The sequence below is a fragment of the Bradyrhizobium sp. 155 genome (assembly GCF_023101105.1).
Classification (GTDB): Bacteria; Pseudomonadota; Alphaproteobacteria; order Rhizobiales; family Xanthobacteraceae; genus Bradyrhizobium; species Bradyrhizobium canariense_D.
The window spans coordinates 4001251-4025999 of record NZ_CP064704.1 but is presented as its reverse complement, the minus strand read 5'-3'; the positions used below and the strand labels follow the sequence as shown (position 1 = coordinate 4025999).

The window sequence follows — 24749 nt, the reverse complement described above, 5'->3', positions numbered from 1 at the left end:
TTTGAGACCCTGCCGGCCAATAAAAAAGCCGCCAGGTCTGGCGGCTTGTTCGGACGTTTGCTGCAATGTTTCAGATTGAGCGCGATCCTCCTGCCGCCAGCGAGCTGTCGTAGCTAAAGTACCAAATATAGCTGGTGACGAGGGTGATCATCGCCCGTCATATAGCGTGCGATCGGCGGCTTGTCACCCCCCAATAGACGTGACGGCCACGCGGCGCCTCAACTGTTGCTTTTGCGTGCCGCCAGCGCCATGCCGATCAGGGTGGCGCCGCCGAACAGCAGGTTGATGCCGACGAGGATACCGATCGCCCATTCCGCCGAGCTCGGCAGTCCCGTGATCACCATGAACGAGATCGCGATGTCGACGAGGCCCGAGATCAGGAGCCACGACCAGCGGCCGCCCGGCTCGCGGCGATGCTCCAGCGCGTACATGATGGTGGCGACGCCCTCGGCGAGGAAATAGGCGCCGAGCACGATGGTCAGCGTCAGCACGGCCTGGATCGGCCGCGCCAGCAGCAGCATGCCTGCAAGCACGGCCAGCGCGGCCGAGATCAGCGACCACCAGAAGCCCGGCGTGCTGCGCGCCCAATAGGTGGCGATCAATCCGCCGATGCCGCTGATCAGGAACATCCAGCCGAGGAAGATCGCAATCGCAAGGCTTGCGAGCGGCGGCAGGATCAGCGCGGCGACGCCAAGCACCGCAAGCAGGATGCCTTCGAACAGAAAGGCCTTCCAATGTGCCTTGACCGTCCCGCTCATGGCGGATTGCAGCCGGGAAAAATCCTCAGGCGATGTCATGGGCAGGCTCCGGATCGAGAGGTGTGTCCTCAAGCTAGTCTAGTACGTGCACACCGCGCTTGCCATCCCGCGGCTCAGCCGCCGCCGTGCGCCGACGAAAAACCTTCGCCGCTGGTGCGGATGCGGTTGCGGCCGAGAACATAGATCGCGGTCGTGACGATCAGAAGTGCGAGGCCGAGCAGGATCGAGACCAGGCCGATCGGGATCAGGGCCAGCGTCAGATTGCGCTCGGGATTGATGAGCCAGTGATGGATCGAGGTCAGCACGAAGGCGAGCCCGAGAAAGCCGACGCCGCCACCGGCAAGCAGCAGCGCCCACATCCGGCGGAGCTGGCTGAGGCGCTCGCGCGCGACGTCGGTTCGGGGCGCGTGATGGCGCGCGACGCGCCGTACCAGGCGGATAGCGAAGGCGATCGAGCTGAAGCCGATCAGCAGGCTCGCGCCGCCCAACCACATCCGCAGCGCCGGATCGAGATCCGGCATGCGCTGAAGCGTGAGCAGGGGGAAGTCGAAGGCCGAATGCAGGGCGAGCGGACCTGCGAAGATCAGCAGCCGGCTGGAGAGACGAGCCCAGTCGCGATGATGGCGGTTGGCACCCAGCGCCGTGCCGGCGCGCGCGATGGTCAGATAGGCGCCGGCGATAATACCGAGCGCGCCGTGGAACGGCACGGTCAGCACGCTGCGCAAGGCGGCCAGCGAGCGCCACATTTCGGCGTGCTGGACGAGATAGGCAAGGTTCTCGTAGGCGGCGAAGCCCAGGCCGACGGCAGCGCCATAGACCACAGTGTCCATCGGATTGGCGAAGGTCCGCCGCTTGGTCGAGGCGACCAGCACGATGGCGATCACCTTGACCGCTTCCTCCGGCAGCGCGACGCCGAAGATCGAATGCATGGCCAGTGCCGCCCAAGGGTTGTCCGGGGCCGCAACCATTTTGGCAAAAGGGGCGCGGGCCAGGCCCAGCAGCGAAATGCTGGCCGCGCCGAGCAGAAACGCGGTCCAGACCTGGGCCGGCGGTCCGGGGCGTTCCTCGGCGGCAATGACGAGCCACAACATCAGCAGCGCCGGGGCAATGGCGGCCGTTCCGATGACGGTGGGTAACGCTTCAATCAGGTACATCGGCGCCGAAAATAGGTTCCCTTGATCCGCTTATCTACATTCCCTGATGCGACCTTGTGTCATGCGCTTGCTGTCGCGTCTCTTAACAAGCGTGACAGCCTGCGTTCATCAGGACAGTCGCCGAGGTGCAGAATAACGAGCGCAATCAATTGCATGACAGAACCACCTCGTCATCCCATGACAACGGTCGCGCGCCCGTCATCGGATCGCGATTGGTAAGTCAGATCAAGGCAATGTGCAGGTTTCTTCGATTGACGATGCACGTGTCGCCGCGGCAAGTCCAGAGCCGGGATTGCCCCGTCCGGGCTACGCACGGCCGGCCGAGCCGGTCTAGTCACGCTTGATCGCGCGGGATGGGGACGCGGTGCGGCGGCCCCGGAGTTGCTCCACCTCCCAGAAGGCGCGGATAAGGCACGTACCAAGGCAGAGCACGATGAGCAACAGCAGAAAGGCCTGATCGAAGGCGGGGATGTGAGTCATGGCAATGATAAAGCAACGGGCGTGCCACGCGTTCCCGCCACGCGCCCTGCCGCGGCTTGCTGGCTGCCGATCGTAGCCGGCTTTGACTGTCTCAATGCGTGGTGAACGGCGGCGGCGCGTCGGGCGCGACGTCGAAGGCGCCGAGATGGAACTCCTCGCCGGTGGACGCGTCCGGCTCGGAATGCTGCGCCATCAGCGTGAACGCGGCCTGCGGGTATTGCTTCCAGATATCGAGATCGTCGGCGGTGATGGTGAGCCAGCCGAACGTGTACATGTAGCGTCCGGGCTCGGTGACCCGGCCGACCCTGTCCCAGGTGATCTTGTCGACTCTGACCTTATCGACTGTAATTTTCTCGACTGCCATTCGGTCCCCCGATCGCAAGTCTGCAAATGACGTCCGGAACGAGGCGCGGACCTTCAAAAGCTTATCTCGAAATAGGGCTGCGATAGGGCAGCGCGGCCGGAGGATCAGGCCGATTGCAGCATGGCCGTGCGGACGATCAGCCGGACGACGTCGTCCCGCGACTGCTTTTCGGCGAATTTGACAGCAAAGCCGTTTTCGAATTTGCGGATCACCCGCCCGACGCAAGCGCCGACCGCAAGCGGGGTTCCCACTGGCGGATCGTATTCGCAGGATATCGCGACACCGGCCGTGGAGACGTCGATGATGAAGCAGGCATGCGTGCTGCCGTCGGCGAGCGTCAGGAAGGTGTGCGCGACCTGCGGAACGAAGCGCGCGTCATTCCGCAGTTCCTGGACGCTGGCGTCCTTTTGCTTCTTCTCGAGCCAGGTCAGCTTTTCCGACATCCAGGCGCGCCGGGCCCGCGTCATGTCGAGCTCCATCAGGAAGCCCGATTTCAGCGTCGCGCTGATGGTACATTGGAATTCGCCAAAATCCTGGAAGTAGGAGGTCACGCGCTCGCCGACCTTTCCGACTACGGGAACGTCGACCATCATGCGGAACGGTGAAACGCGGCTGGTGCGGCAGGCGAAGGTACGGAGCTTGCCCTCGCAATCGTACCAACGCGGCAGCGAGTAGCTGCCACTCACGGTGACATGCACGGCACGCTGTCTGAGGAACTCTGCGACGGACATGGGCGCCAATCGTGTTTCGGAGGTTTTCCGTATTTCCACGGTAGCAATCAAATTCTAAGCAAATGATACCGGCGCTCACGAGCAGGGGTAAATTTCCGGTAAATGCGCAGATCGGGGCGGGCGGCATAGCGCCGCGATTGTCAGGCCCGTGACCTCACGATCGCGTCATCCGAGCAGCACCAGCAGAGCCAGCACGCCAAGGGCCATAGCGAGCTTGATCGTCGCGCAGGCCAGGCCGCTCGGTCGCCTCTCAAATCCGAACCACGGCAATGCATGCTGCATCGCGCGCGTTGCGAATGCTTCGACGATGGCGAACAAAAGAGCGATTCCGGCGAGCAAGGACCACGATGTGTCTGGAAGCATCCATGTCGCGAGCCAGGCGGGGACGGACGCTTTCAGCGATGCCAGCAGCGCGAACCATCCGAACAGGGATACGAAGCCCTTGATGATGTCGGGCCCGATCGTACCAAGCTCGAGACGGATGCCGATCTTTGCAAGAGCGAGTTCGATGCGCTCGCCATCGGTGAAGAAGAGAAAGGCGCCGAGGTAGAGAGGAACGCGCGACTGAAACAGCAGCGCGATGATGCCGAACAGGACGGCGTAGCCGCAGGCGTCCCCGAGAATGTTCGTGCCGGCCGTATGCGACGGCTCCAACGCAGGCGTTGCCCGAGGCAGCGACCTGGCGCGCGCCATGTGCTCCAGCATTCTGGCGCGCCGCTCCGGCACGTAGGCTGCCGTGCGGTGGATCCATGGCGGCAGCGCCGGCGAGGCAATCCCGGCCTGGTCGTCCGAGGGAGATTTGTGCTGCGCCATCGGCCTGCATCCGGTTCAGTCTGGACATTGGTCGGAGGCGAGGGGCAGGGAGGTTCATGCGGGGCGGCAGATTTCGCCCTGTCATCCAACGGCGGATGATGGCGCTCCCTAGCGGAATCGAACCGCTCTCTCCACCGTGAAAGGGTGGCGTCCTAACCGATAGACGAAGGGAGCAAACCCAGGGCCCCGCCGCTTTTCGCGGCACGGCCGCTGGCCGCCCGAGTCATGCCCGGCGGCTGCAGCGGGCGAACCTATAATGGCCTTTGGCGCCCTGGGCAAGCCGTTCGGGAACGGTCTTTTGGCACCGGTGGATAGCATCCCACCCAAGGATCGGTCGGCCGAATTCAACGGTTTCTTAGGTTCCCTGAGCTAGCGCTGGACTGGGAGAATTTAAGCCGATGCCACCGCCCAAGAAGCGCGCAGCCCGCAAGTCGCTGTCGCAGCATGCCTGGATCACGCTCGACGGCGGATTCGCAGCGCGGCAATGCCTGGTCCAGGACATCTCCGCCACGGGCGCCAAGATCACGCTGGACGAGGATGCGAGCCAGCTCCCGGGCGTGATCCGGATGGCGTTCGCGCGCGATGCGCGGACCGGGCGGAGCTGCCAGGTGGTGTGGCGCCGCGGCAAATCGGCCGGCATCAAGTTCATCTGATCCCCGGGCAAAGCGACCCCGATGGCGCGCGACGCCGGTCCGGGCTAGAACGGCCTGCATGCGTGCGCCGCTCCTCATCCTGATCTCGTTGCTGACGACGTCCGCGGCCGCGGCGGAGGCCTTGCGTCTGCCGCCTCCGGAGCGCCCACAGGCCGGCAAGGCCTTGCCGCTGAACGGTGCCGGCGGGAGCGCGAAAGCGGGCTCCTGCGCCGCCTATGGTCGCGGCTTCCATCTGGTCGAGAGCACCGGCACCTGCGTCAAGATCGGCGGCTCGATCAGCGTCGAGACCACGGTCAGGCGCTGAGCCCCCATGCCGCCGGACATCATGCGGCCCGAGATCATCGTCCCGTTCGTGATGTATTGCGCGCTGCTGTGGTGGGTCGGCCGCGGCCTGAGCTGGACTGCGCGGCTGGGCACCGCGGCGGTCACGCTCGTGCTGATTTTCTGCGTGCTGCTGTTCGAGCGCGGCTGGCCCTAAACAAAAAAACGCGAAAACAACCCCATGCACAGTAGCCGCCATCTCCCGGCGCCGCGCGGCAAAATGCCGATTCATCGTGCTCGTAACGGACTTTAAGCCGCGCCACCGCTCACGACATCGGCGGTGCCACAAATTGCGCAAAACCGGGCCGTTTGCCGAGTTCGGCGAGCCAGCGCGTCAGATGCGGCTGCGCGGGCCGGGTGATGCCCTCGACGCCGAGCCAGCGCCGCGCATAGGCGCCAACCGCGATGTCGGCGAGCGTGAACGCATCGCCGTCCATGAACGGACGCGTGGAGAGCAGGCGGTCCGCGATGGCCCAGACCTCGGCGGCGGCATCGGCATCCTTTTGCACCTGGATCATCTCGCGCTCGGCGGGCGGCGTGCGCACGATGCCCCAGAACACCGGGCGATCGACCGGCTGCACCATCGACAGCGTCCAGTCGAGCCAGCGGTCGACGCTGGCGCGCAGCCTCGGCGCCTCGGGATAGATCGGCGTGCCGCGCCCATGCGCGAGGCAGAGATAGCGCATGATCGAATTGGATTCCCACAGCGTGAAGTCGCCCTCAACTAGCGTCGGGATCCGCGCATTGGGATTCATCGCGAGATAGTCGGCGTCGCGGGTCTTGCCGAACGCCATGCCGGCGTCGATGCGCTCGTAAGCCAAGCCGAGCTCGGTGAGGCACCACAGCACCTTTTGCACGTTGACCGAATTGGCGCGGCCCCAGATCGTCAGTTTTTGGTCCGGCACATCATCCTCCCGCGGCGCTTCTTTCGGCGCGGGTAATAGCGGAATTCACTGCGGCGAGCGACGGGCGATTGCGCCGATCCTCTCATGCAAAAGGTCCGCATGCAAAAGCGTCCGCATGCAAAAAGCTCCGCCCGAGGCGGAGCTTTCATTGCAAGGCAAAGCCTGGTCAGGCGATCAGCGGCCGAAGAACAGCCACAGCAAGATGATCACCGGGATCGGCACGCCCAGCATCCACAACAAAATTCCGCGTCCCATCGCGTCCTCCTCCAATTGCATTGTCGAAGAGAGAACGCTTAGGAGAGGGGCTGGTTCCGGCAAAAAGGCCTACCAATGGCCGATGTTGGGCATCGACGACCACGGCTCCTGCGGCGGCTTCGGATCGCCCTTCTGCAACAGCTCGATCGAGTGCAAATCCGGCGAGCGGACGAAGGCCATGTTGCCGTCGCGCGGCGGACGGTTGATGGTGACGTCGGCCTTCATCAGCTTCTCGCAGGTCGCGTAGATGTCGTCGACTTCATAGGCGAGATGGCCGAAGAAGCGATCCTCGCCGTATTTTTCCTCGTCCCAATTCCAGGTGAGCTCGACCAGCGGCGCGCCGCGCGTCTGCGGCTGCTTCTTCAGCGCCTCGAGATCGTCCGACGAGCACAGGAACACCAGCGTGAAACGCCCCTTGTCGTTCTCGATCCGCCGAACCTCCTTCAGCCCCAGCGCATCCTGGTAAAACTTCAGCGCGACATCGAGATTGCGCACGCGCAGCATGGTGTGGAGGTATCGCATGGTTGTTGCTCCCTGGGTGGATGGAGGGTTTTTGGTTCGGCCGAGCCGAAGGGAGTAGGAGATAGCAGGAAAATCCGGGGAGGGGCAGGGGGCGGGTGCACATGTGCATGAGGGTGAAGCCGGCTGATGAAGTAAATCAGCCGGCGAAATTTCAATGCACTCTCACCGAAAATCCAGTGCCGCACACGCGCCATTGGCTGTGTGTGCGGGGCGGTCTGCTGCCGCGACCTATTGCGCCGCGAGGCGGTGTCCGGCCTGCTCGATCGGCGGCATGAAGAGCGATACCGCCGTGCCTTCGGGGTCGCGAAACTGGAACGTCCTGTTGCCCCATGGCATCGTTTTCAACTCGTGCACCAGCGTAACCTTGTCTTTCAGGCGCTGATAATCCGCATCGATGTCTTCAACCTGAAACTCGATCACGGCGGTGCGGTTCGCGCCGGGCTCGGCACTGTTTTCTTTCCAGAGCGTGACCGTCTCGGCTGCGCCGATTGCGAGGTTGGCGCCCGGCGTCACGATCTTGGCGAACACCGGCGCGAGCCATTCGGCGGAACATCCGGTCACCATTTCGTAGAACGAAACCATGATTTTGATGTCAGTAGCGATCAGGCGAGTGGAGGCGAACTTCATGGCATGTCCTTTGGTTGACCGCAGATTTGAGCGGCATCGCGGGGCTCGTCGCACACCGCTGCTGCCACCCTGATGTCAGCAGTCACGATGCCGCGCCGAGCGCGCCGTGAATGGCGATGGCATTGCTCAAGCGCTAGAAAACGAGCCCTTCACGAAGCCCCACAGCGCTAACCGGGTCCTCAGAACGTGACGCAAATCGCAGAACTGGGCCACCTCACTCACGGGGGACACGGGGTTGTTTAGCCGTTGGCAGATGAACTCCCCGCGGAACTGACGCGACTAACCGCTATGGCCAATATTCTAGGCGAGCTTCTGTTTGCACTTATCCGCTCGATTGTTGCCGGATGGGCGTATGCGCTCTGGGTCAAACTGGCGACATGGCTCGAGCCGAAAATTCAACGGCGTTGGGTGAAGATTGCCGTAGGAGGCCTCCTCGGCCTGGCAGCCTTTTTTATGATTCCGATCGTGATGGCGCTGTTGGGCCTTTGAAGACAATGAAATCCGTTCTCACCGTCGCACTGGCAATCGGGGCCCTCGTCTCGACGGTGCTGCTCGTCATGGAGCAGCTAACCGACTACTCCACCCCTGTGATGGCATGGGAGATGCCGGGTATATCCGCAGCTTACCTTTTCTGGGGAGCTGTCGGCAGTTCCGTTTTCTTGGGCGTCGCCATCACTTGGGCCGTGAACGCCATCGTTTACGGGGCGCCCGCTTTCGTTGTCCTTACAGTCATCAAGCTGGCAATCCGCGATCTGCCGAAGTGACAGAACTGAGCTCGGCGCGGAGCCGATGCTCAGCGCGCTCAAGAAAATGAGCGGCAGCAGGTCATGCAAGGCGCCTGACGCGCCTTGCATGATCGTCTGAAATTTCGCCTGCCGGCGAGCGGCCGGACGGCCGACATCATGAACCACGACGGAGTTCGAGGCGACGAATGCCCGTAAACGAAGGTCTCTCGTCGTGAAATGGTTTAGACGATACGCAGTTGGCTGCCTGATCGCGGTGCTCCTGTTCTCGGGCCGAGACAGTTACAAACGGCCCGGCGAAGACATGCGCTACGGGGCCATCCTTATGGTAGCCGCCGGTTGGCCTGTTGTTGCCGCGATTGTCGTGGGAAGCACCATCGGTGACATCGTACATGACGTGAAGCAAGGCAAAGCAGGATGAGTGCCCGGCTCGCAAAGCGACAGGCCGCGATCCCGGCATTGAAGTTGTGGAATCGACATTGCGGGATCGTGCGCTCAATCGACGCTGTCTGTGCCCGACGAAATGCAGCGCGCTCAACGTTTGTGAATGCAGCGTTGGCCGAACGCCTGCAACCTTCCCGCGACACTTCTGATCATCGGTGAGTCATGTTCTTCCGTCTCGCAGGGGCGGGGCGTACATGCCCGCTGTCTACTTCTCGAGCCCGGCCTTTTGCCGCATCGTGTCGATCAGCTCTGACGCCTCTGCCTTGGTCAGATCCTTCTTGGGGAGGGGCTTGTGCGCCTGCTCGGCGAGGGTCTTGAGGTAGGATTCCTGGGCGCCGGTCATCGGGTCGTCGCCGGAAACCCAATCCTTCGGATCCTTTTGTGTGTTGTCCCCGGTGTTGTCAGCTGTCTTGTCAGCCATCGCGATCTCTCCTTTTCCACCTAACGTCGGCGCGCGCTTGTCGTTCCTCATTTGTTCGTCAGTCGAAAACGTGCGGAAATTGAACGTCTCGAGATCTGCCATGAAGAACCGACCTACTGGCCAGCGCGGAACAAGCGCTCCCGCCAAGCGTAGGTTCTGCATGAGCGAGAACCTGTCCCATCTCATCGAACATTCCGTGCAGATCGCCTGGGATTATCTGGAGCGCACCGGACAAGTCAGCGACGCGCCGTTCACCAGCCGCTTTCTCTCGGCCGCCGTCGAAGAGATGGTCCGCAAGGGCGAGCACAGACGCCTCATGCTGGCCAACCGGGCCATCACGGCGTTCGAGCGGCTTTCCAATAGGCAAGCTGCATAGATCGGTCCCCGGCCTTCGGTCGTCACTGCGCGGCGGTCCTGCAGTTCTCCGAGTGCAATTTGTTGAACCCCGGCGAAGCCCGGCGCGACCAACCGCCATGCTGCAAAGCCTGCTCGGCATCGGAATTGGCTTCGCGGCCTATGTGCTGAGACACCAAAGAGGAAAGTCGTGAAGGCGATCACACTGCTCGCGGTGGCGGCCATGCTGCTGGTGGAAATCTTCGGGTCGAAGGCGAGCGTCGGCGGCTCGATGAGCTTCATGCTGGTCTTTGTGCTCGTGATGCTGGCTGTCGCGATCTACGAGGCTTGGTCGAACGAGCGCGGCGCGATCGGATGGATCGTCAACCTGCTCGCTTCGGCGGTTGGCGGGCTGGTTGCGGTTGCCCTGATCGGGATGGCCGTGGAGGCGATGCTGCCATACCTTCACCTCGAAGGTTCGCTCGCGTCCTCGCAACATCCCCTGAAATACGTCCTAGTCGCAGCCATTGCGATCTGCATGGTGCTGGGATCATGGCTGCCGCTGTTGGCCGTCAACCGGTTTCGTCACTGAAGGGCACCCGGCGTCGCGCTCCCTAGCGCTTTGCTTCCTGCTTGCCACGCCTGATTTCCTCAGCCTCGTCCACCAGCTTCAAGGCGGCGCCGTCGTAGCTCAGCTTGAGCCCACGGCCGACAGTCCATATCCATCCGTCCCGGGAGTCCCTGGTTGGCTGGGCGTTGAACTGGTCGGAGATCGATTTGACGGCAGCGTCTTGGGGACCCGGATTGTTCAACTCCGCAATGACGCGCCAGATGCGATGTTTGGGATCAGGATTCCCAGGGTCAACGTCGTCGGCAAAGATCGTGACCTTGGCGCCGTCGACTGCGCACTCCAGGACGTAGGAATCGCGAATCTGACGGCAGCGGTAGCGACGTTGCGTGACGAGCTTGTTGGTTTCGTCGAATGTCATCCCTGGCGAAAAGCCGAGGATGTCGGACTTCTTCACGAGTGCCATAGACGCAGGCTTTAGAAAGCCGGGCTGTACCGCCACGAGAACGGCGGCAACAACAACGATCAAGCCGGCGACAACAATGGCAATCTTCATCAGCCCCTCACAAGAAACGTTCGACCATACAACAGCCGGAGCGTTCTACCAGCCATCGCCCTGCATGCTTCGAGCCTCCGGCTATTTTTGTAGGACTGCACCTTCGGAGGATCACAGCTTCGGAAGATCGCATGGGCACGTATCGGCTGGTCATGAACGTGAAAAACCGCCCCTGACATGACCAGGGGCGGCTTTCACCAAACGGGGTTTCGAACGCGATCTAGTGACCGGTGCCCGGCTTCGTCGTCTTCGGCGGCTTGCCGTCTTCGATCCGGCCTTCGTTGCGCAAGTCGCGACCTTCCTGGGCCTTCTTCTGGCTCTCGGGGGACTTGCCGTGTTCGTTCATCTCTTCTTTGATGAATCCGGCGCCTTCCTTCACTTTACCTTCAACGCTCATGACGATCTCCTTGCTGGAGATGGGGCAACTCGCGGCAAGACCTGACCGTTCCGGTGCGCGCACGATTGTGAGGAGTGCATTCGACAGGTTCCAAAGACCCTTCTCATGAAATGGCCGCGCCGCTTGTGGAAGCGACGCGGCCGGGAAGCGAGCCGTACAGGAAACCGGCTTACTTCTTGTTGCTGCGGGTCTTGGTACCGCCCTGGTCGCTGCCCGGGCCGGAGCCGCCCTGGCCGGAGGCGTCGGGCCTCACCATTTCGCCCTTGCTCATGCCGTCATGGCTCACGCCGGTCGTGCCGCTGCTCATCGTGCCCTTGTCCGTGTTGGTCATGCCGGGCTTCTGCATGTTGTCGGACTGCGCGGCGGGGCCGGTCTGGGTCTGGGCCAAGGCAGAGCCGCACATGAGGCCGAGGGCGGCGGTCGCAATGACGAGCTTCTTCATCTCAAACTCCTGGTTGGTTGTGTGGGCCAACGGGAGCGCAGAAACCGTGTTCCTAAAACAAGGCGTTCTGGAGTGCAAAAATTCTCGTCTGCAACGAGGCGTTGTCGGTTCTGCTTGAATCAGAACTGCTCCAGATTGTTGTGACGCGTTTTCGTCCCGCGAATTTGAAAACGCTCTAAGCCGCAAGCCGCTGATCGGCCGGGCCCGTCAGGTGCTTGAGCACTTCCGCGTGCTCCAGGTCGGGAACCGCAATGGCTGTGTGGCTGTAGCTCGTATTGGTTCGTGAGTTTGCAATCCTGTCCAGGATCTCGCCGCCCTTGATGACGTGGAGACCCATGCCCTCTCCCGACGGGAAGATCGCGAGCACCACGTCATAGGCTGTGATGACGGCGCGAAGCGCTTCGGCCTTGTCTTCGGCAATGTCGACGAACACGCGAACATCGGCCGCGAGTTCACGCAGCTCGTTAAAATCCAGCACTGTGGGGTACTCCAACGCAACGATACTAAGAGGAGCTTGGAGGCGTTAGGTTACCGAAGTCTCAACGGCGCATGCCCAGCCAAAGGTTTATCGACCAGGCGCTCCCGTCCAGCCGATAGGACGCGCGGGCGTTGCCGCTTGCTCGGCAAGGCGCCGGCACGGAAAGAACCTATGGAGCGGGAGGGACGGAGCGCGCCTCATACCCATACGGGCGTCACGCGATACGCGCGTGACTCATGTGCGGTTTACTTGGCGTATCCCTGGGAGCGGAGCCACGCGATCTTGCGGTCGCCATTGATCCAGTCGTCGGCGTCTGCCTTGCTGGTGAAGCCCTTGATTTCGCGCTGTTCGCTGTCCGGGTAATCCGCCAGGATTTTCCAGTCGTTGTCTGCAATGCGGACGGTTTTGAAGGTCACTTTTGTTTTTGCCATGCCGCATTATGCAGGAGATGGCCGAAAAAGAGAACCTGCCTTGTGACGGTCACCGGGGTGGCCGGGCGCAGACCTCGGGGGCCAGCCTGATCGGCAGTGCGGGGCCGGGTCCAGGCAAAGACGAAAGCCCCGCCTGGGGGAAGCGGGGCTCTCTGATGGGGGGTGAAGCTTGGGGACTTCAAAGAGTTAGACGCCTCGGGGAGAAAATGGTTCAACGCGAAAACGGCGGAAGCTGCGGCATCTTTGCCGGGGCGTCCGGCCCTCCGCAGAACCCCTGCTTGCGTTTTGGGCGTCGATGGGTTCTAAGCCCCGTCACTTCATGAAAGTTGGCATGAAACAGAAGCGCGTTGCGCGGTCGGACCGCGTCCTGAGCAAAGCCTGCTCGCGCGCACAGAAGGAAATTCAGACATGGCGAAGATGACGAAGACTCAGTTGATCGATGCAATTGCCGAGGGCACGCAGCTGTCGAAGAACGACGTGAAGTCGGTCATCGAGTACATGGCGACGGTCGGCTACAAGGAGCTCAACGAGTCCGGCGAGTTCGTCATTCCCGGCTTCGTGAAGATGTCGGTGGTGAACAAGCCGGCGACCGAAGCCCGCATGGGCGTCAATCCCTTCACCAAGGAGCCGATGCAGTTCGCCGCGAAGCCGGCGAGCAAGTCGGTGAAGGCCTCGCCGCTGAAGGTGGCCAAAGACTCCGTCTAAGGGCTCGCGTTTTCGTTGCGGAGGCTTCTTTTCGCGGAGCGCTGCAATGATTGCTTGCTTGTGCTGAACCAATGAGGAACTCTCTTAAGGAACTCTAGGGCGTCGTCAGGCTTTGCTTCCGAAAGGGAGAAATCACATGACTGGTCTCAGCGAAGAAGAGATTCGAAATCGGGCCTATCACCTCTGGAAGGAGGCTGGCGAGCCCGCAGGCACGATGGACACCTTCTGGTATGAGGCCGAAAAGGAGCTTCTCGCCGAGCGGACCAAGCAAGGCGAAGTCCCACCCGGCATGACCGACAATTTGTCGGTCTGACTTTGCTGGTCTAACAGGCGGACAGGGGCGAGCGTCGACAGTTCTCAAAGCAGCCACCCGGCATAACACCCGGGTGGCTGCTTTGCTGTTCGGGCCCTCGTTCGAATCGAGTCGCCTCCGTGCGGCCGCCTCAAAGAAAAGCCCCGGTCTTGGGGACCGGGGCTCTTCAAGCTGGTCGGCCGCGTTGCGACATGCCGCCAGCACCACCGAATTCGACCTGACAACGCGGGCCGGGAAAACTCGTTCCGGCCGCTAGTCCGGCGATACGGACACGTCGATGATCGCCGGCGTATCGACCTGGCGCTCGCGCCAGACGATGAGATCGCATTTGGGATTGAGCCACTGATATTCGGAGCCGCGCGCCTTCAGGTGCGCGAGCGCTGCATCATGTGCGGCGGTCTGATCCGGCGCTTCGACCATGATCTCCACGGTCTCTTCGATCTGACGCACCACTTCGACGGCGTAGTATTTTCTGGTCACGATCCCTCGCTCCGGAATGACTAACGGGGAGGGCGGTGGCGCGTTCCCCAAAAGAAAAACCCCGCGCTTTCGCACGGGGCCTTCTTGGCTGGCGGGGAAGGGATTTCAGCGCCTAGCCGCCGCGCCGTGGCTCGAACTTAAGGTTGAAAACCTAAAAGCAACCGTCGGCGCGCGGAAGGCTCAAGGCGATGTGCCCGGCGAATTTCACGGGAGGGGCTGGACTTGTTGTTCCCATTTTGTTCTAGTGAGGCATCTCTTTTGGCAGCGACATTCTTTGGAGGTGCCCATGACTGTCGAGAAACAACGCGAAGTGATCAGGCTCTGGAATCAGCTCAGGAAGCTTGATGGTCCGGCCGCGGAAGAACTCCGCATCCAGATCCTCGAATGCTTTTCGGAGAAGGCTCTATCGAAGGATACGGCGAAGCGAGCGGCGTGATGAGCATCGCACTATCTCGATGACAACAGGCAATCGCGCGCGCCTTCACCGATCGTTAGGGATCGTTTTGCGCTGGTTTTTCGACTCTGATTCGTTCCTTACGAACGAAATGGAGTCGGATGCAGAACAAGTCGTGGCTTCTGTGTCGATGCGGGACACGCCTTTCCTGACCAAGCCGGCGTGATGCTTCGCACAGTCCCGTTCGCCTGTCCTCGCTACGAGTGAGGCGAGGGAGACGCGACATGGATGCGTGCTGTTGCTCGAGATGTTCGCCGAGATCGCAAAAGTGTTTTGGTACGACCGGCACCCGCGCTTGCGCAACGACAGGCCCTCGGTGCCGCAGGTGCCACCGCGGTCGAAGTCCGAAGACGCCATGTGAGCGCGCGATCGTTGGCGACGGCGCTCGTTTGCATGCGAACAATATATTAAGACTTGCTTCCTGCCGGTTTCTGCGATTCCGATTCGTTCTCCGAGAACGAAAGGCAGGCGAAGCTGGAACAAAGCCGGACGACGGATCACCACAAGCTTCGCTTCACCGTCTCGACGCTCTCCGTCGCCGGCGCTATCGTTGCTCCAGCGGCGGACGCAACATGAAGAACGGGCTTTATTCCATCCACATCCACATGCTCGACGGCGTGAAGGGCCGCGACAGCGGCGTGCTGATCCTGCGTGACGGCGTTCTGCTCGGCGGCGGGCCGTATTTCTGGTCGCGCGGCGCCTACACGATCCGGAACGGCAATTCGGACAACGGCCCTTCGGAGCACGGGACCTGGAAGGGCGAGCTTGTCACCAACCAGCATACGCCGTTTGCGGATGGCTTCGCCCGGCCGCTGTTCGGCGGAGTGGAGGCAACGAGCGGCTTCTCCGGGACGTTCAGCGACGACACGGCCGAGGTGTTCGGCACCGTGCTGGTCGCAGGCCATCGCAGCCTCGGTTTTCGCGCGAGCCTGAAGCGGCTCGCCGAGTTCTGAAGACGCTTGTTCTGAAGAGGCTTGGCGAACTCCTAACGGAAGCTTGCCGCGAAGCCGATAACCCTATTCGGTTAGGTTAAAAGCGCAATCGCGTTGCACTTGCCGCCACTTGCGATAGGTGTCTGGCGAAGACGCGATCCGACTTTGGCCAACAAGCGACTTTGGCCAACAAGCAATTTTGCCAAGAACGAATTCATGACACCTTTTTCAGAACCGTCCTTTTATCAGGGCGACCGCCACACCTACCGGCGCATCGCCATCGTCGGCACGCTCTTTTGTCTGGCTTTCGTGGTGATCAGCGTCTCGCTGCGGCCACAGCTCGAGGACACGCGTGTCGCGGTCAAAGCCGACAGGCTGATGCGTACGGCGGGCCAGCTACCGCACACGAATTAACGGTCGTCGGTGGAGGTCTGATGGTCGGCGCAATTGCTTGGGCACGCGGTGCCGTGTGAGGCGAGCGCCACGAAGCCGGCATAGCCGGACAGGTTGAGCAGGATTTCGAGCCAAACGGGCATGTCGGCCTCCTTTCTCCTTGAAGGCTACGCCAACGTGCGCGCGAAGCGCATGTTCCCGGACAAAGGCGGACCGGCGCCTCAAAGTGGGGTGGTGGGGTCGAGCCGCCGGCCGAGGGCGCCTACGGACTCGCTCGACGGCTGTTCCTTAAGGAACTCGGCAATCGCCCGCGCCAGTTCGCCGTCGCTCATCGGGGTCGGCGGCGGGCGCAGCGTACCGACACCGAAACTGCGGACGATCTCGTCGTAATGCTGATCTCCGGATCTGGGAACGAGCCTGCGGATACGGGCCAGCAACGTGGATATCGGCACTTTATCCTCCTCGGCTCCCCGCTGGCAGCAATTGTGGCGCATTGCCAATGCTGTGCGTGGAACTGAAAACCCCGCCAGCATCGGTGATGCTGACGGGGTCTTCGTGCTGTTGCCTCAACCGGACGGCGGAGGCTTCCGCACTTGAGCAAACAATTCGCGGAACGCGTGCCCGTTCCATGCGTGGCCGGATTTATTCCGAACTCGGTTCCACAGGCTTGCGCGCAACCATAGCAACGCGCCGGCGTTGTCTGCGCGAGATACGAAGGAGGAGATTCATGATGAGGAAGACACTGGCAGTTCTGGCTACCGTCGCGGCCGTTGGCGTGACCGCGGTCGCGGCGCCTTCGCCTGCCGAGGCGCGCGGCCGCGGCATCGGTCCGGGCCTCGCGTTCGGTCTTGCCGCCGGCGCCATCACCGCGGGCGCCGTCGCCGCGTCGCATCCTTACGGCTATGGCTACGGCCCGCGGTATGGCTACTATGGCGGCCCCGCTTATGCCTACGGCCCTGGTCCCTACGCTTATTACGGTGATGGACCATACTACCGCCGCCACCATTATTACCGTCACTGGTAACGGCTGAACAAACGAAAAGCCCGGAGCAATGCTCCGGGCTTTTTTCATGCTCGGTGATCCGGTGTCGTTACGGCCAGAGCGAGGGCCGTTCCGCCTTGCGCGCGTTGTCGAGCGTCGACACGAAATACTCTTCACGTTCGCGCTTGAATTTTTCCTGGGTGGCACGGAAGGCGGCGACACGGGCGGCGATCTCTTCGCGTTCGCGGATTTTGCGTTGTTCGTCCTCGGTCATGTTAAATCCCCTCTGCACGTGAGTATGTGTCCTACTGAACCCAAGCACTGCCGCCGCAATCACGTTGAGTCGCGTCAACACATGCATTGGCGCTTCTGATTGGGGCGTCAATGGGGAGGAGGCATTGCAGGATTGTGATAAGCGAGGGTCGGAAAAAATTGCCGACCATGTCTTGCGTGGCGGTGGAGAACAGCGTCAATAATCTTGTCGCTTGCGCATGTTGCAGCTAGCGCAAAAACAAATCAGTAAAACAAAAGCAAAACGGGAGGCGGCGTTGATTGCATCGGATCTTCGCAGCGGCGTCGAGCGTCTTGGCGACATGATCGCCGAAGCCAAACGGATCGTGCCGTTCACCGGCGCCGGCATCTCGACCGAATGCGGCATCCCCGACTTTCGCTCGCCGGGCGGAATTTGGACGCGCAACCGCCCGATCCCGTTCGACGAGTTCGTCGCCAGCCAGGAGGCGCGCGACGAATCTTGGCGCCGGCGCTTCGCCATGAAGGAGGTCTTTGCGGCGGCCAAGCCCGGCCGCGGCCATCGCGCGCTCGCCTCACTCTACCGCGCCGGCAAGGTTCCCGCGATCATCACCCAGAACATCGACAATCTGCATCAGGCCTCCGGCGTCGCAAGCGATCACGTGATCGAACTTCACGGCAACACCACGTATGCGCGCTGCATTGGATGCGGGCAGGCCTATCCGCTTGATTGGGTGAAGCGCCGCTTCGACGAGGAGGGCGCCGCGCCCAACTGTACCGTGTGCGACGAGCCGGTGAAGACCGCCACGATCTCCTTCGGCCAGACAATGCCCGAGGACGAGATGCAGCGCGCGACGGCGCTGTCGCAAGCCTGCGATCTCTTCATCGCGATCGGTTCCTCGCTGGTGGTATGGCCGGCCGCGGGCTTTCCGATGATGGCGAAGGAATCAGGTGCACGCCTGGTGATCGTCAATCGCGAGCCAACCGAGCAGGACGACATCGCCGACCTTGTGATCCGCCACGACATCGGCGAAACGCTGGGGCCCTTTGTCGGTAATTGAGGCAGCAATTTGATTCGCGGCTGTGCAAGCTGTTCATAGGTTCCGCCGAATCTCTTTTTTGTCTATGCGTCGCAACCGGGAGTGTTATCTTTTGAGTCGAAAGATTCGCGTCGCGTCGAGTTGAGAAGATTCTCTAAAGACGCGTGATTCGGCGCCGCCATTCAGGCGGGTTGCATGGCATGTGTGGGGTCCGGGGTTATGGGGTCGTCGGACGGATTTGAGTCCAAGAAGGTCGGAGTTCCCGCGGTGGGCGAACACGGCGGTGGCGGTCGCGACAGTGCACTCAGTCCGTTCACCGGACTTGGTGAGAGCAGCGCCAACCTCGTCGAGGTTCACGGCGTCATCAAATGGTTCGACGCCTCAAAAGGCTACGGCTTCATCGTTCCCGACAATGGCTGGCCCGACGTGCTCCTGCACGTCACCGTGCTTAGGCGCGACGGCTTCCAGACCGCCTACGAGGGCGCCCGCATCGTCGTCGAGTGCATCCAGCGCGCCAAGGGCTACCAGGCGTTCCGCGTGGTCTCGATGGACGAGTCGACTGCGATCCATCCGGCGCAGATGCTGCCGCCGCGCACCCATGTCACGGTGACGGCGACCAGCGGGCTGGAGCGGGCTCAGGTCAAATGGTTCAACCGGCTGCGCGGTTTCGGTTTCCTGACCTGCGGCGAGGGCACCCCCGACATCTTCGTGCACATGGAGACGCTGCGCCGCTTCGGCATGACCGAGTTGCGGCCCGGCCAGTATGTCCTGGTCCGGTTCGGGCCCGGCTCCAAGGGCATGATGGCGGCCGAGATCCATCCCGAGACGGGATCGCCGGTTTCGTCCCACTAATTCCATTCCCGCGATCGTGAGCAGAGGCGCGCTGGCTGGCCGGCGCGCCTCTGGCTTTTCCGGTGACCGCCACGTAAGGACTGGTCCAGTCCCACGCCTCGAGAGCCATCCATGAATTTCGATCGAAAGGCCGTCTTCGCCCTTGCGAAGGGCTGGCTTGCCGCCATCCTTGTCATCGCCGGCTGTGCCGTCGCGAGCGCACCCGTGCGCGCCGCCAGCTTCCAGCCCCTCGAGATCGTCACCAGGAACGGCGTGCAGGTGTTCTCGGTCGAGGTCGCGACGACGGAGGAAGAGAAGCAGACTGGCCTGATGTACCGTAAGGAACTGGCGGACGGCAAAGGCATGCTGTTCGACTTTAATCCCGAGCAGGAGGTGTCGATGTGGATGAAGAACACCTACGTCTCGCTCGACATGATCTTCATTCGCGCCGACGGCCGAATTCTGCGCATCGCCGAAAATACCGAGCCGATGTCGACAAAGATCATCTCATCCAGGGGGCCCGCGCGGGCTGTTCTGGAGGTGGTGGCAGGCACGGCGCAGAAATTTGGCATCCGCGCCGGCGACCGCGTGGGCCACCCGCTGTTCGGCAGCAAGTAGGCGGGAGGGCTTATTGCCCCGTCCTGGCGGTCTTTTGGGAAGCTTGCTCGCGCCTTTGGAAGGCTTGCTGGCGCTTTGGGAAGCGTGTATCGACGGGGCTCGCCGGACATTCGGGGTATAGCGCAGCCTGGTAGCGCGGCAGTTTTGGGTACTGCAGGTCGTTGGTTCGAATCCAGCTGCCCCGACCAGTCCGAGGTGGGCCAGACCCGCGCCTCAGAACAATAGCCAATCGGCGAGGCGCCAGGCGAGCGCAGCTCCAGCCGTGCATGGCGCGCGTTCGATGCCGATGCCCGCAGCCGCCAAAGCCTTCCTAACCCTCGGCGCTCATTCCCTGCGCAACGCGACTTTCCGCGCGACATTTCAAGGCATTGGGGCGGGTCGGGCGGCGCGGAATGCGTAAAACTTTGTCGAACCTTTAGGCGTCGTCCTAGACATATTGGTGTTGGGGATTTCAGCGCCCAATGCCTAGCGGACGCCGCCAAGCGATGATATTCCGCTTGCGCGGCGTTACGCTTTTCCAACCATCAGTTCGTCGCGTACCAGCCGAACGGAAACGGCAGGAATGGCCAGGCCAGCTGATTGTCGTTGGCGACCTTCCGCGGCTCCTGCTCCGGCGTCTTCGCGGGCAGAGCAGGCGGCGTCGAATGCAGCGCCAAGCGCAGACATGCACATTGCAAATTCATCGTGGTGGCCCCCGCCCATCAATCGTTTTCAAAAATTCGCGTCAGGCTGGAAATCAACGCGCGTCCTCAAAACGACGCGCTCATTCTCAAATCGCACACAGTCTAGGAAAATCGGCGGCCGCTTTCAACCGGTCTCGCCACGCGCTCACAGGAGGTAAGGTTGATCGGTTAGGTTAAGAGCGAGCGGTTGTTGCGGGCGCCTTCGCGACTGTTATCAGATCGGTTCGGCTTGCGACGGTCTGCCTGAAATTCGTGCTCACACGACATAGTTCGTCGCAGCGCTCGTATCCTGTGAGTTCTGTATCATGTCTCTCGATCGCAACGTCCGAACCGTCGGTCCGCAGGCGAGCTGGACCGAGATCTGGCACCTCTGGACCGTGTTCGTGCCGCGCCGCTCGATCAACGGGCAGCTCGTTTACGGCAAGGTCTGGCGCCGCCACGACGGCCGTGACTGGATCTACAAGAAGTTTACCGAGTACGACAGCGAAGCGGCGGCCTGAAGCGGCGGCGCTGTCGTCCGGCGGGATCGGAGCTGCCCGTTCAAGCGGCCTTTGCGGCCGCAGTCTTGGGCGGCGGCGGCTTCAGCGGCTTGTCCTGCTTCTTCGACCAGGAGATGTAATAGGCCACCGTCGTCATGATCGCGATCCCGGCGACGCTGACGAAGATCTGCGCGAACAGCGAGCCCGAGCTCATCGACAGCTCGAAATGACCGACGAAGGACAGGAACACGCCGACGCAGAACACGGCGAGCGACTGCTGGCCGCACACGATGATGGGGTCGAACCCTTTCCATTCCAGGCCCGGCCAGTCCTTGGGAACGAAGCGGATCACCAGGATCACGATCACGACGAAGTGGATAAAGCGGTAGGGCGCGAGGTTGGTCTTGTCGTTCGGGTTGAACGCCGAGAACAGCCATTCCGGGAACATGCCGCCGAGGGTCGGGAAGCGGCCGGCCATGGTCATGACCAGCGCAAACAGCATGTAACCAAGACAGAGCCACAGCGTGACCGGTGCGTTGATCAGCGTCATCGAGCGCCGCGCGCCGCCCATGGCGCACCAGGCGCCGAACACGAACAGCACCTGCCAGCAATACGGGTTGAAGTACCACTGTCCGGCCGGATAGGCGTTCAGGTTCAGGCCGAAATGGCGCGCGGTCAGCCACAGCACGATGGACAATGCCATCGTCAGGTCCGGCTTGCGCAGCATGAACCAGAGCACGGGCGGAAACAGCCCCATCAGCACGATGTAGAGCGGCAGCACGTCGAGATTGAGCGGCTTGAAGCGCAGGAACAGGCCCTGGCGCAGCGTCTCGGTGGCGTTGTCCACCAGGCCGGCGACGTTGAACTCGTTGATCATCTCGGAATCGCCGAAGCGCAGCGCCAGATAGCTGATCGAGGCGATGTAGATCACGAACAGGATGATGTGGGCGACGTAGAGCTGCCAGACCCGCTTGGTCAGCCTCGTAGCACCGACCAGGAAGCCGCGCTCGAGCATCATCCGCGCATAGACGAAGGAGGCGGTGTAGCCGGAGATGAAGACGAACAAATCCGCGGCGTCGGAAAAGCCGTAGTTGCGGGTGGTGATCCAGTTCACCACGTTGTCGGGGATATGGTCGAGGAAGATCGCCCAGTTCGCAATGCCGCGAAACAGGTCGAGCCTGAGGTCACGGCCCTTCTCGGGGAGCGTGGCGTTGATGTTCAGGAAGGACATGCGACGGGAGCTTTCGGAGGGGACGGACAGGTAGATGTCAACGAAGCAGGGCCACCGGGCGAGACCCCGGCGCGGAAGGCGGGTACGCAATTGTCACGATGCAGCATAATGATTATACCCATCGGCGAGCCATCCCGGGGGGCCGGAATCACCGATCAGTTCCCTAAAGGTGTCTCTATACTATGCCCGCGGTTTCCACCAACTGCTACCGTGACGCATCGAAATCGAACGAAAAGACGAACAAGAGGCCCGGACCGTCCATGACCGCACGCATTTTCAAGCCCGCCAAGAACGCGATGCAATCCGGCCGGTCGAAGACCAAGGAATGGCAGCTCGACTACGAGCCCGAGCAGCCGCGCGCGGTCGAGCCGCTGATGGGCTGGACCTCGTCCGGCGACATGAAGCAGCAGATCACGCTGCACTTCCACAGCAAGGAAGAGGCGGTCGCCTATTGCGAGCGCAAGGGCATCGCCTACCAGGTGATCGAGCCAAAGGAATCGGTGCGCCGTCCGGTCGCCTATGCGGACAATTTCTCGTTCCGCCGCGGCGAGCCGTGGACGCATTGAGGGCGGGCAACGAAACTCTGGTCATGCCCGGGCTTGTCCCGGGCATCCACGTTTTAGCGTCCACGTAAAAAGCCCGCGGTTGGCCGGGACAAGCTCGGCCAACCACGCCGGTTCTTCCCATCGTCCTGCCCTTGGCAGCCATTCCGCCCCGTGCTTCGCTGTCTCGCATGATGCGACCATGACGAGGTGGGCTATGGCGGGGCGTGACCAGCTCGACGGCGTCGATCTGAAAATACTCTCCGAGTTGCAGCAGGACGGGCGGGTTCGCAATAACGAGCTGGCGCTGCGCGTCGGGGTGTCCGGGCCCAACTGCGTGAGGCGGCTGAAATCGCTGTTCAGCCGCGGCGTGATCCGGGCGGTGCGCGCCGTTATCGACGAGCGGCTGCTCGGCTACGAGGTGGTGTCGTTCGTCTCGATCCAGCTCGGCAGCCAAGCCCAGCCGGTGCTGGCGGCATTCGAGAGCTCGATCGCCGCGATCCCGCGCATCCAGCAGTGCTGGCGGATTTCGGGAGACACCGACTATCTTCTCAAATGCGTGGCGCCGAGCGTCGAGAGCATGCGCCAGCAGCTCCTGCATTTCGCCGCGATGCCGAACGTGAAGAACGTCCGCAGCTTTCCGGTGCTGGGCGTGGCGAAGGACGTGCCGCTGCCATTGCAGGAGATCGCGGCGGCAGGATAGTTCGGCGGCGACGGGTCCCAAAACGTAGCTCGCGTAACGACGTCCAAACATCCGAAGGCGCGGGAGTGACTCCCTTACCGGGATACAGGTTCGGATAAGGCGGATATAAACATAAGTAACTCACCTAACTGTGACATGTGATTTGCGAAGTTCTGCAATGCGCCGAAGCGTGATTGCCGGTTCCTGGTGCTGGCCTACATGCGAGGTGTGAACCTCAGCCTGCGTCGCATGCCGAGGCCTCTTTTGTGGGACCCTGAAGCAGGAAAAGACAACATGACCTCGATCTCGAAGACGTTCGTCGCATCCGCTGCGACGCTGTTTGCATCTGCGTTTCTCATGATGACCGCGCCGGCTGCCCAGGCAGAAGACTACTGCATCACCAATGGTGCCCAGGCCGCGCATGGCTGCGGCTATCCGACGATGGAGGCCTGCCGGGCCGCGGCCGGCGGCATCGGCGGCTCGTGCTCACAGAGCGGCGGCGCGAAGACGTCGGCCGACGCGCTGGCCTTCCAGCCGAAGCAGACGCACTCGCGCACCAAGCTGCGCCCGGGCGGGCAGACCAACTCGAACTGAGCGAGACCGTTTGGAAATGTTGCGGCCTCCAAGTTGGATCTCGGAGGCCGCAACAGCATGACAACCCGCGCTTCAGCGATACCTGCCGCGAAACTCGCGCGGGGAGGCGCCGGCCCAGGTGCGGAAGGCGCGAGAAAAGCTCTTCTCGTTGCGGAAGCCGGCGATCTCCGCGATCCGCTTGATCGGGCTGCGACCGCGCATCAACTCCTGCTTGGCGAGCTCGAATTTTGCCTCTTCCTTGAGATCCCGCAGTGAGGTCGCTTCATCGCGCAGGCGCCGATGCATGGTGCGGGTGGAGAGTGCCAGCTCGCTTGCGACATCCTCGGCGCCGAGACTGCGTCCGCGCGCATTGCGGAGTACGCGGCGAACGCGCTCGACCAGCAGCCGGTCGCGCCGATAGGGCAGTACGGTCAGCCGCAGCGCGCCCTTGAGCATGTTGTCGAGGTCCGCCGCGCTCCGGGTGAGCGGCAGCGACAGGTAATGCTTGTCGAAGGTGATGGAAGCGCGGTCCGCACCGAAGCGGATGTTTCGGCAAAAGATGGTCGGATAGACCGAGACGTGGCCGGGCTCGGGGTACGGAAATTCCGCGGCGCGGAGCGCGATTTGCGAATCCACCGCCCAGCAGGAGAAGCCGAGAACATAGCGGAGCAGGGTGACCAGGCAGAATTCGCGTAGAGGTCCGAGGTCGGCCAGTTCGCGGATGGACACGACCGCGGTCTCCTCGCCGACGGCGAGATCGAGCAGCACGTCCTCGGTGAGCAGACGATGGTGCCGGCACCAGCGCTTGAGCGCGACCTCCAGCGTCGGGGCGGTGATCGAGGCGCGGCACAGCATGCCGTAGGTGCCAAAGGGCAGCCGCCGCGAGAACCAGCCGAGCGCCTCGTCATCGAGTTCGCGCATGGCATGGCCCGCCAGCGCCTCGAACTGGCCGGCCGTGACCCGCCCATCCGGAGAATTGACAAGGTCCGGCGTTACCTGACCCCGGCTCAGCGCCTCGGTCGGATCGCGGCCGTAGCGTTCGTAAGCGGCAACGACGCCGCGGACGAAGGCGGCAGGGGTCACGGCACGGCGCGGGATCGCGGTTGCGACTTGAAAAGGCATCGGAAAATCCTCTGGGAAAATCCTCGCCAAGTTTGGCGGAAAAT

General features: G+C 62.3%; 42 protein-coding genes and 2 tRNA genes. 22 read left to right on the top strand and 22 right to left on the bottom strand.

Annotation, left to right across the window (positions count from 1 at the left end; translation table 11 throughout):
• Positions 1-218: 218 nt before the first annotated feature.
• The 6 genes from IVA93_RS19680 to IVA93_RS19655 all read right to left on the bottom strand — a co-directional run bounded on the left by IVA93_RS19680 (position 219) and on the right by IVA93_RS19655 (position 4474).
• On the bottom strand, positions 219-797 hold the full coding sequence (locus IVA93_RS19680; protein WP_026232724.1) for an HdeD family acid-resistance protein: 579 nt from the start codon (positions 795-797) through the stop codon (positions 219-221).
• Positions 798-871: 74 nt separating this feature from the next.
• A complete protein-coding gene (locus IVA93_RS19675; RefSeq protein ID WP_018454391.1) occupies positions 872-1912 on the bottom strand; it encodes a PrsW family glutamic-type intramembrane protease in 1041 nt (346 codons plus the stop codon).
• A gap of 571 nt (positions 1913-2483) precedes the next feature.
• The gene (locus IVA93_RS19670; RefSeq protein WP_247297369.1) at positions 2484-2756 is read right to left on the bottom strand and encodes a hypothetical protein; all 273 of its coding nucleotides are present in this window, start codon (positions 2754-2756) and stop codon (positions 2484-2486) included.
• 104 nt (positions 2757-2860) lie between these two features.
• Positions 2861-3487, bottom strand: a complete 627-nt coding sequence (locus IVA93_RS19665; RefSeq protein WP_018454388.1) for a pilus assembly protein PilZ — start codon at positions 3485-3487, stop codon at positions 2861-2863.
• Positions 3488-3652: 165 nt separating this feature from the next.
• Complete coding sequence (locus IVA93_RS19660) at positions 3653-4300, bottom strand: hypothetical protein (protein ID WP_085353460.1); 648 nt, start codon at positions 4298-4300, stop codon at positions 3653-3655.
• Between the two features lie 99 nt (positions 4301-4399).
• Positions 4400-4474: transfer RNA gene (locus IVA93_RS19655), tRNA-Glu, on the bottom strand.
• Between the two features lie 224 nt (positions 4475-4698).
• Here IVA93_RS19655 and IVA93_RS19650 point away from each other — a divergent pair.
• From IVA93_RS19650 to IVA93_RS19640, 3 genes are read left to right on the top strand one after another with little or no spacing between them, the layout of a single operon-like run.
• Complete coding sequence (locus IVA93_RS19650; protein ID WP_007591415.1) at positions 4699-4953, top strand: PilZ domain-containing protein; 255 nt, start codon at positions 4699-4701, stop codon at positions 4951-4953.
• Positions 4954-5011: 58 nt separating this feature from the next.
• Positions 5012-5257, top strand: a complete 246-nt coding sequence (locus IVA93_RS19645) for a hypothetical protein (protein ID WP_085353459.1) — start codon at positions 5012-5014, stop codon at positions 5255-5257.
• A gap of 6 nt (positions 5258-5263) precedes the next feature.
• Positions 5264-5431, top strand: coding sequence for a hypothetical protein (locus IVA93_RS19640; protein WP_018454385.1), 168 nt, complete (start codon positions 5264-5266; stop codon positions 5429-5431).
• Between the two features lie 109 nt (positions 5432-5540).
• Here the strand turns inward: IVA93_RS19640 and IVA93_RS19635 are convergent, their stop codons facing one another.
• From IVA93_RS19635 to IVA93_RS19625, 3 genes are all read right to left on the bottom strand, one after another.
• A complete protein-coding gene (locus tag IVA93_RS19635) occupies positions 5541-6179 on the bottom strand; it encodes a glutathione S-transferase family protein (protein WP_085353458.1) in 639 nt (212 codons plus the stop codon).
• A gap of 324 nt (positions 6180-6503) precedes the next feature.
• Positions 6504-6956, bottom strand: coding sequence for a VOC family protein (locus IVA93_RS19630; RefSeq protein WP_247338024.1), 453 nt, complete (start codon positions 6954-6956; stop codon positions 6504-6506).
• 228 nt (positions 6957-7184) lie between these two features.
• Entirely contained in the window at positions 7185-7583 is a 399-nt protein-coding gene (locus IVA93_RS19625) for a VOC family protein (protein ID WP_018454382.1), read from the bottom strand.
• Between the two features lie 246 nt (positions 7584-7829).
• On the opposite strand from IVA93_RS19625, the gene IVA93_RS19620 reads away from it, so the two are divergent.
• Positions 7830-8072 (top strand): hypothetical protein, encoded by a 243-nt coding sequence (locus tag IVA93_RS19620; RefSeq protein ID WP_245288382.1) that lies wholly within the window; start codon positions 7830-7832, stop codon positions 8070-8072.
• Between the two features lie 5 nt (positions 8073-8077).
• Positions 8078-8347, top strand: coding sequence for a hypothetical protein (locus IVA93_RS19615; RefSeq protein ID WP_018454380.1), 270 nt, complete (start codon positions 8078-8080; stop codon positions 8345-8347).
• 628 nt (positions 8348-8975) lie between these two features.
• On the opposite strand, the gene IVA93_RS19610 is transcribed toward IVA93_RS19615, so the two are convergent.
• Positions 8976-9191, bottom strand: coding sequence for a DUF3072 domain-containing protein (locus IVA93_RS19610; protein WP_026232720.1), 216 nt, complete (start codon positions 9189-9191; stop codon positions 8976-8978).
• 160 nt (positions 9192-9351) lie between these two features.
• On the opposite strand from IVA93_RS19610, the gene IVA93_RS19605 reads away from it, so the two are divergent.
• Complete coding sequence (locus IVA93_RS19605; protein ID WP_018454377.1) at positions 9352-9567, top strand: hypothetical protein; 216 nt, start codon at positions 9352-9354, stop codon at positions 9565-9567.
• A gap of 168 nt (positions 9568-9735) precedes the next feature.
• Positions 9736-10116 (top strand): hypothetical protein, encoded by a 381-nt coding sequence (locus IVA93_RS19600; protein ID WP_247368487.1) that lies wholly within the window; start codon positions 9736-9738, stop codon positions 10114-10116.
• Between the two features lie 22 nt (positions 10117-10138).
• Here IVA93_RS19600 and IVA93_RS19595 read toward each other — a convergent pair whose 3' ends face one another.
• From IVA93_RS19595 to IVA93_RS19575, 5 genes are all read right to left on the bottom strand, one after another.
• Positions 10139-10648, bottom strand: a complete 510-nt coding sequence (locus IVA93_RS19595) for a hypothetical protein (protein WP_018454375.1) — start codon at positions 10646-10648, stop codon at positions 10139-10141.
• 220 nt (positions 10649-10868) lie between these two features.
• Positions 10869-11045 carry a hypothetical protein gene (locus IVA93_RS19590; RefSeq protein WP_007610124.1) on the bottom strand — a complete coding sequence of 59 codons (177 nt, stop codon included), beginning with the start codon at positions 11043-11045 and terminating at the stop codon, positions 10869-10871.
• Positions 11046-11214: 169 nt separating this feature from the next.
• The gene (locus tag IVA93_RS19585; protein WP_247338023.1) at positions 11215-11487 is read right to left on the bottom strand and encodes a hypothetical protein; all 273 of its coding nucleotides are present in this window, start codon (positions 11485-11487) and stop codon (positions 11215-11217) included.
• 175 nt (positions 11488-11662) lie between these two features.
• Positions 11663-11965 (bottom strand): hypothetical protein, encoded by a 303-nt coding sequence (locus tag IVA93_RS19580; RefSeq protein ID WP_018454373.1) that lies wholly within the window; start codon positions 11963-11965, stop codon positions 11663-11665.
• A 245-nt stretch (positions 11966-12210) separates the two neighbouring features.
• The gene (locus IVA93_RS19575; RefSeq protein WP_007591378.1) at positions 12211-12396 is read right to left on the bottom strand and encodes a hypothetical protein; all 186 of its coding nucleotides are present in this window, start codon (positions 12394-12396) and stop codon (positions 12211-12213) included.
• Positions 12397-12804: 408 nt separating this feature from the next.
• On the opposite strand from IVA93_RS19575, the gene IVA93_RS19570 reads away from it, so the two are divergent.
• Positions 12805-13101, top strand: coding sequence for an HU family DNA-binding protein (locus IVA93_RS19570; RefSeq protein WP_007591377.1), 297 nt, complete (start codon positions 12805-12807; stop codon positions 13099-13101).
• Positions 13102-13237: 136 nt separating this feature from the next.
• On the top strand, positions 13238-13414 hold the full coding sequence (locus IVA93_RS19565; protein ID WP_018454372.1) for a DUF2934 domain-containing protein: 177 nt from the start codon (positions 13238-13240) through the stop codon (positions 13412-13414).
• Between the two features lie 252 nt (positions 13415-13666).
• Here the strand turns inward: IVA93_RS19565 and IVA93_RS19560 are convergent, their stop codons facing one another.
• Entirely contained in the window at positions 13667-13894 is a 228-nt protein-coding gene (locus tag IVA93_RS19560) for a hypothetical protein (protein ID WP_018454371.1), read from the bottom strand.
• A gap of 286 nt (positions 13895-14180) precedes the next feature.
• On the opposite strand from IVA93_RS19560, the gene IVA93_RS19555 reads away from it, so the two are divergent.
• The 4 genes from IVA93_RS19555 (at position 14181) to IVA93_RS19545 (ending at position 15694) form a co-directional block, all read left to right on the top strand.
• Positions 14181-14330 carry a hypothetical protein gene (locus IVA93_RS19555; RefSeq protein WP_018454370.1) on the top strand — a complete coding sequence of 50 codons (150 nt, stop codon included), beginning with the start codon at positions 14181-14183 and terminating at the stop codon, positions 14328-14330.
• Between the two features lie 250 nt (positions 14331-14580).
• Positions 14581-14709 (top strand): hypothetical protein, encoded by a 129-nt coding sequence (locus tag IVA93_RS40785; protein WP_018454369.1) that lies wholly within the window; start codon positions 14581-14583, stop codon positions 14707-14709.
• 211 nt (positions 14710-14920) lie between these two features.
• Positions 14921-15301 (top strand): hypothetical protein, encoded by a 381-nt coding sequence (locus IVA93_RS19550; RefSeq protein WP_018454367.1) that lies wholly within the window; start codon positions 14921-14923, stop codon positions 15299-15301.
• A 195-nt stretch (positions 15302-15496) separates the two neighbouring features.
• On the top strand, positions 15497-15694 hold the full coding sequence (locus IVA93_RS19545; RefSeq protein WP_247296834.1) for a hypothetical protein: 198 nt from the start codon (positions 15497-15499) through the stop codon (positions 15692-15694).
• On the opposite strand, the gene IVA93_RS40780 is transcribed toward IVA93_RS19545, so the two are convergent.
• Entirely contained in the window at positions 15691-15816 is a 126-nt protein-coding gene (locus IVA93_RS40780) for a hypothetical protein (protein WP_256464728.1), read from the bottom strand. The two genes, IVA93_RS19545 and IVA93_RS40780, sit on opposite strands and share 4 nt — an antisense overlap.
• Before the next feature lie 78 nt (positions 15817-15894).
• Positions 15895-16125, bottom strand: coding sequence for a hypothetical protein (locus IVA93_RS19540; RefSeq protein WP_026233438.1), 231 nt, complete (start codon positions 16123-16125; stop codon positions 15895-15897).
• Between the two features lie 278 nt (positions 16126-16403).
• On the opposite strand from IVA93_RS19540, the gene IVA93_RS19535 reads away from it, so the two are divergent.
• Complete coding sequence (locus tag IVA93_RS19535) at positions 16404-16697, top strand: hypothetical protein (protein WP_026233439.1); 294 nt, start codon at positions 16404-16406, stop codon at positions 16695-16697.
• A gap of 67 nt (positions 16698-16764) precedes the next feature.
• Here IVA93_RS19535 and IVA93_RS19530 read toward each other — a convergent pair whose 3' ends face one another.
• A complete protein-coding gene (locus IVA93_RS19530) occupies positions 16765-16929 on the bottom strand; it encodes a hypothetical protein (RefSeq protein WP_018457755.1) in 165 nt (54 codons plus the stop codon).
• 274 nt (positions 16930-17203) lie between these two features.
• Here IVA93_RS19530 and IVA93_RS19525 point away from each other — a divergent pair, with 274 nt between their 5' ends.
• From IVA93_RS19525 to IVA93_RS19510, 4 genes are all read left to right on the top strand, one after another.
• Entirely contained in the window at positions 17204-17965 is a 762-nt protein-coding gene (locus IVA93_RS19525) for an SIR2 family NAD-dependent protein deacylase (protein WP_018457756.1), read from the top strand.
• Positions 17966-18163: 198 nt separating this feature from the next.
• Entirely contained in the window at positions 18164-18796 is a 633-nt protein-coding gene (locus tag IVA93_RS19520) for a cold-shock protein (protein ID WP_018457757.1), read from the top strand.
• Positions 18797-18907: 111 nt separating this feature from the next.
• Positions 18908-19393: a DUF192 domain-containing protein gene (locus IVA93_RS19515; RefSeq protein ID WP_247789208.1), complete on the top strand. Its 486-nt coding sequence runs from the start codon at positions 18908-18910 to the stop codon at positions 19391-19393.
• 111 nt (positions 19394-19504) lie between these two features.
• Positions 19505-19581 (top strand) — tRNA-Pro (locus tag IVA93_RS19510).
• 336 nt (positions 19582-19917) lie between these two features.
• Here the strand turns inward: IVA93_RS19510 and IVA93_RS40775 are convergent.
• The gene (locus IVA93_RS40775; RefSeq protein ID WP_256374433.1) at positions 19918-20049 is read right to left on the bottom strand and encodes a hypothetical protein; all 132 of its coding nucleotides are present in this window, start codon (positions 20047-20049) and stop codon (positions 19918-19920) included.
• Between the two features lie 332 nt (positions 20050-20381).
• Between IVA93_RS40775 and IVA93_RS19505 the strand changes: the two genes are divergently transcribed.
• A complete protein-coding gene (locus IVA93_RS19505) occupies positions 20382-20576 on the top strand; it encodes a hypothetical protein (protein WP_018457760.1) in 195 nt (64 codons plus the stop codon).
• Between the two features lie 40 nt (positions 20577-20616).
• Here the strand turns inward: IVA93_RS19505 and IVA93_RS19500 are convergent, their stop codons facing one another.
• Complete coding sequence (locus IVA93_RS19500) at positions 20617-21786, bottom strand: OpgC domain-containing protein (protein ID WP_018457761.1); 1170 nt, start codon at positions 21784-21786, stop codon at positions 20617-20619.
• Positions 21787-22046: 260 nt separating this feature from the next.
• Between IVA93_RS19500 and IVA93_RS19495 the strand changes: the two genes are divergently transcribed.
• From IVA93_RS19495 to IVA93_RS19485, 3 genes are all read left to right on the top strand, one after another.
• Positions 22047-22352 (top strand): ETC complex I subunit, encoded by a 306-nt coding sequence (locus tag IVA93_RS19495; RefSeq protein ID WP_007591346.1) that lies wholly within the window; start codon positions 22047-22049, stop codon positions 22350-22352.
• 193 nt (positions 22353-22545) lie between these two features.
• Positions 22546-23031 carry an Lrp/AsnC family transcriptional regulator gene (locus IVA93_RS19490; protein ID WP_007591345.1) on the top strand — a complete coding sequence of 162 codons (486 nt, stop codon included), beginning with the start codon at positions 22546-22548 and terminating at the stop codon, positions 23029-23031.
• 273 nt (positions 23032-23304) lie between these two features.
• Positions 23305-23604: a DUF3551 domain-containing protein gene (locus IVA93_RS19485; RefSeq protein WP_018457763.1), complete on the top strand. Its 300-nt coding sequence runs from the start codon at positions 23305-23307 to the stop codon at positions 23602-23604.
• 72 nt (positions 23605-23676) lie between these two features.
• Here IVA93_RS19485 and IVA93_RS19480 read toward each other — a convergent pair whose 3' ends face one another.
• Positions 23677-24705 (bottom strand): AraC family transcriptional regulator, encoded by a 1029-nt coding sequence (locus IVA93_RS19480; RefSeq protein ID WP_018457764.1) that lies wholly within the window; start codon positions 24703-24705, stop codon positions 23677-23679.
• Positions 24706-24749 lie beyond the last annotated feature (44 nt).